At 36.1% G+C, this 4,657-nt stretch carries 6 protein-coding genes; 3 read left to right on the top strand and 3 right to left on the bottom strand.

Annotated elements, in window-relative coordinates; all coding sequences use genetic code 11:
• Positions 1-37 precede the first annotated feature (37 nt).
• The 3 genes from QO187_RS13645 to QO187_RS13635 form a co-directional block, all read right to left on the bottom strand.
• Positions 38-1,915, bottom strand: coding sequence for a hypothetical protein (locus QO187_RS13645; RefSeq protein ID WP_371548637.1), 1,878 nt, complete (start codon positions 1,913-1,915; stop codon positions 38-40).
• A 118-nt stretch (positions 1,916-2,033) separates the two neighbouring features.
• Positions 2,034-3,209 (bottom strand): site-specific integrase, encoded by a 1,176-nt coding sequence (locus QO187_RS13640; protein WP_057758589.1) that lies wholly within the window; start codon positions 3,207-3,209, stop codon positions 2,034-2,036.
• Positions 3,210-3,211: 2 nt separating this feature from the next.
• The gene (locus tag QO187_RS13635) at positions 3,212-3,427 is read right to left on the bottom strand and encodes a hypothetical protein (RefSeq protein WP_021813684.1); all 216 of its coding nucleotides are present in this window, start codon (positions 3,425-3,427) and stop codon (positions 3,212-3,214) included.
• 124 nt (positions 3,428-3,551) lie between these two features.
• Here QO187_RS13635 and QO187_RS13630 point away from each other — a divergent pair, with 124 nt between their 5' ends.
• The 3 genes from QO187_RS13630 to QO187_RS13620 all read left to right on the top strand — a co-directional run bounded on the left by QO187_RS13630 (position 3,552) and on the right by QO187_RS13620 (position 4,626).
• On the top strand, positions 3,552-3,773 hold the full coding sequence (locus tag QO187_RS13630) for a helix-turn-helix transcriptional regulator (protein WP_322868751.1): 222 nt from the start codon (positions 3,552-3,554) through the stop codon (positions 3,771-3,773).
• A gap of 225 nt (positions 3,774-3,998) precedes the next feature.
• A complete protein-coding gene (locus QO187_RS13625; protein ID WP_057758591.1) occupies positions 3,999-4,277 on the top strand; it encodes a hypothetical protein in 279 nt (92 codons plus the stop codon).
• 31 nt (positions 4,278-4,308) lie between these two features.
• Positions 4,309-4,626 (top strand): hypothetical protein, encoded by a 318-nt coding sequence (locus QO187_RS13620; protein ID WP_371548635.1) that lies wholly within the window; start codon positions 4,309-4,311, stop codon positions 4,624-4,626.
• Positions 4,627-4,657 lie beyond the last annotated feature (31 nt).

Here is a 4,657-nt window from a genome sequence, read left to right as displayed (position 1 = left end):
CTTTATGATTATGTTTGATGACCGTATAAGCAGGCATTTAATCTAAAGGGCAGTTACACAGAATATGGGATGGGCTCCAAAGGGCAGAATTGATCTGAGTGATTAAATCGCTAACTATAGATGTTAAGCGGCTTTCTCTTATGGCTAAAACACTACCTATTTGTTTATCCCAATATCCTGTAACTCTTTCGTCAGGTAATTCAAAAAATTGATATTCTTCATTACATTTGGATTCATCGCTGACTGTATTAAATGCTATATCATACAAATGATCATTAAAATCATATTGGCATAAGAATAAATCTAGCTGGCTAACATTAAAGTAAGGAAGTGCTGAAGAATGGTGTATTGGTTTGCTAATTAGAACATTAACTAAAGCTTGATCTCGACCACTCTGTATGAGGTAGTGTTCTAAATAGTTCTTAACTTTATTAAAAGTTAATCTAGTTTTGCTCTTCTTATTTATAGCCTTTAGAGCCTCACTGGCCTTTTGTTTGACCTCCTCCAAAACCTTTGTGCTTATGTTACGTAAAAGATGAGAATATATATTGCCAACTGCAATAGGGTAGAAAAGATTGAGAGTAGATGTATTATCTGCGCATAGTTTAGAATCCCAGTTTTCTTGAACTTTACTACGAGTAGGTGCAAACTCTAGTGGATACCGATAGCATAAATAACTCTCCCTCAAATCTTCTGAGATAAGTAGTTCAGATCTACCTGTCAATAAAATTATTAGTAGATATAAAGAAGTTTGATGGTCTAGATCATATTCAATGTTTAAAGTACCTTGTTCATCATTGTTGTCAGCATTTATACTTCTGATATCTAAACTCATCAGACTATTGAGTAAATATGTGACTAAAATCTGTACTTCATCAGCATGTGCAACATTTACATCAGTTACCTGACTTAAAGTCCGTTGATGTCTACAGTTAACTTGTTGTTCAGCTCTGATTTTATCTAGATAGTAGTTTGTAGGTTGCTCGAAATTAACCTGCTCAAACGATTGCTCTTCATCGTCTTGGCGTTCTTGGTCTTCAAATCCATTTGCTTCGCTAGCATTTTCTGATATGTAGGTGAGATCGCTAACAGTATTGCCAGTGATATCATCTTTATCCTGTAAGATACTTATAATCTTATGAGTCTCAGTCGTCACGCGAGTAATGCCGGAGTCATTTTTGAAATAGTTTTCGATTGGTAAGATATATTCGTAAAGGTATTTAGCTATACGTTCATTGATTTCAAATTGAGCTTCAACAGATGATAGAGATGTCTCTTTACTTAATAATCTATTCTTGTACTTCTGTATTTCAAAATCAAAAGTTAGGGGCCGCTCATCAAGCCATCTAGTGTAGCTATCGTTTTGTTGAGCATTAATAAGAAACTCCTCAATATCCTTTAGGCTTTTCAATTCTGTTACATCAGGTAAAAACGGAACTAAAAATTCACGAGTTTTGTTCGTTAAAAATCTGCATTCATCGAGCGTAGTTTCAATTCGACTATCATAGTCAGTTAACTCAACCATCCTTAAACATAGAAAAAAGTAGACAGCACGGATAGTATTTATTTTAGACGAGTCTGCTCGATGGATTAAAAAGGTAATTAGATAGAGATCTTTTAAATGCAGATGAGGCTTTCTAATATTTTCTAAAAATACTTTATGAGCAATTCCATTTTCGTATATCTGTAATTCATGCGTCTTCGTCAAATTACTATTCACATCTAATGTTTTTATCCATTCAGACAATGTTCGATACTCATCTTTCAATTCTGATCTAAATTGCTCAGGTAAGGTATCTTTTAAAAATTTTAGCTCGATAAGTAATATTTCAAGATCATTGCCATTAGCGAAATCAAGGAGATTTAGCTTCAACCAATCCTTAATATTTGTAGAGTTACTATCTTTATTAGCCATTATGCTGCTACCGTTACAAGTCATTCAAATAACTGTAGCTTCATTAATGTAAAGCATCCAGCATTAAAATCGAAAAAAGACATCTATTTGGATGTCTTTTTGTTAAACATAGGTATTTTCATGGATTTTGTATTATACCTCGCTCTATCAGTAGCTTATCTAAAGCACTCCCATCCTGACGAGTTAGATTGGGCACATAACGTGAATACACTGTGAATAACATTGTAGTGCTGCTATGACCCATTTGCGCAGCAATCCATTCAGGAGACTCGCCTGCAGCAAGCCAAAGAGTGGCAGCCGTATGTCTACTTTGATAGGGATTACGTATATCAAGCTCCAGATATCGCAATAACGGATACCAAACTCTCTTTGTCACATTGCGATGACTCAAAGGAGTACCTGCTTTTGTACTAAACACAAACTCACTTCGATGTTTAGTGAAGCTCTGCTGCTCAATCAATGCATCGTAAACCAGTTGATTCATGTGGATAATACGATTAGAGCCGGAAGTTTTAGTGTCACCTATAACACCTCCAACAATTGCTTGATCAATAACGATTTGTCTACGTTCAAAGTCAATATTTTTCCACGGTAAACCGTCAATTTCACCTGTACGCATGCCTGTAAAAAACCGTACTGTGAAATATGGCTTATAGTCTACTCTGACGTTGTCAATGATGAGCATGACTTCCTCTAAGGTAAAAGGACTAACATTACTTTTAGGTACACTTAGTGGCTTTATATTCTTCCAAGGGTTCTCAAAATCAAAACGCTCAGATGCTTCGGTAATCACCATACGTAATGGCGTCATAATGTGGTTGATTCGAGATGCTGATAAAAGTCGTCCACTATTTCCTTCCTTGACTAGATTACCCCGAAAAGCCATTATTTTAGCTTTGTTTATGGTATTTAGTGGCACATTGCCAAAATGGGGAAGTAGATAAATCTTAAGTATGTTTTCTACATTAGTTATCTGAGAGCACCGCCATTCCGGTTTTTTTTCCTCTAACCAAACTCTGCTAAAGCAATCAAATCCTGAGCTTGAGTCCTTATGGCTATTCGTTGATCTCATGAGCTCTAAGCTTTGAAACTGCTCAAGCTTTTTACTCTGTGGAAAATAGTTTTCATATCGAAAACTACCTAATTGAATCTCTGCTTGCATTTTACTAACGAAATTTTCTAGACGCTTTCGATTAGGCTTAGTGTCTGCCAGTAAGGTTTGCTCTCTACAACGTTGGCCTATGTATCGAAAATCTACATATAGGTTGCCATTACGGCTATTGATACTCGCCATGATTACGCTCCCGCTGCAAATGGAATGTTATCGTCGTAGCCTGTCAGCATTAACTCTTCAATCTTTTGCCATATGAAAAGAATTTTTCTACCTCCAAATGGTTTGATGTAATGAACGCCCTCAATGAATACCGCATCCTTAAGTTGATTGCGTATTGTCTTGCTGTCATATTTAATACGTTGTGACAGCTCTTCGGTTGTTAAATAGGTATAACTCATAGTAAAATCCTTACTAAAGATTAAAGTGTTATTATCTAATAGCTTTATGACCTGCTATAGAACATAATTTACACTAAAAATCATCTTTTGCAAGACATTTTTATCTACAGTAGGTTATTTTATTATGGGGGAGGTTATGGTGAAATGTAATTTATCTAGAATTATGGGCGAAAAAAGACTTAAGATTGCCGATGTGTCTAGAGATACAGATGTCAACAGAGGCACAATCACACGTATGTATAACGAAGAAGCGACCAGAGTGGATCTAGAGGTAGTAGAAAAGCTATGCTTATATTTAGATATTGAAGTGGGCGACCTTTATGAGCTAGTTAAGGAAGAAGAATAAACTTTCCTCCTTTTAAAATTCAAGATAGTGCTGCGCTTATCAGTTATTACACCAAATAATACGCAGCAATATAGTTTCTCAAATGAGTTAAATGTTCTATTAAGTAATAAAAAGCTCTATAGAAGGTCATTTTGATTTGCATCAGCTCAAAATGTATGTATAATTCAATCTGTAGGAAGTCATTACGAATAACAGAAAGAAATATTAATCTACAGGAGGTTATACATGAACACATTTATTAAGTCACCGCATGCTTCAATCTGGTTAAGCGCCGAAGCGATATCGCTATCTACCAAGCTTATGGTAAACCTGCAAATACAACAGGGCTCGCAGTTAGCAAGAATGCTAGGCGTTAACCCCCTTTTCTACAATGATGAAGCGGTTAGGATATGGGTTCAACGTGAGCTCAATGAGGGGTTAGCGCTAAATCATTATGCATTAACGAATCTTGAGACCAAATTTTTGGACATTATGAATCACTACGATATTCCTTATTCGTTGTGATCAACGTTAACTATTTGGTTTGGAGATAACCATGAGCTTAAAACTTATTTTTAGCGCCAATGCAGATCAGTCCGACATACAACTATGTGAAGACTATTGGGCATACGGGCATAATGGACGGTATGTAGAGCATATAGAAACGCTCTGTAGACAGTATAGTGTTGATTATCATATTTTGTTTGGTGTATTAGCGGAGTGCCAAGCTTACTTAGATGATGTGCACTGTGAGTACTGTGGACGGCCTTATCAACTTGATGTACCAGCGGATATACCTTATATCAGAAAACAATCATCTTGGTTCTGTGACCTATGCTGTCAAATCCGTAGACCTAAACTTGGGAGATTTTAATCAAGCGGCCTGACGATAATGATCAAACCAC

This window comes from Psychrobacter sp. Arc9 (genome assembly GCF_041431295.1).
Classification (GTDB): Bacteria; Pseudomonadota; Gammaproteobacteria; order Pseudomonadales; family Moraxellaceae; genus Psychrobacter.
The sequence above is the reverse complement of the archived record's forward strand: the minus strand, read 5'-3'. Positions and strand labels throughout refer to the sequence as shown.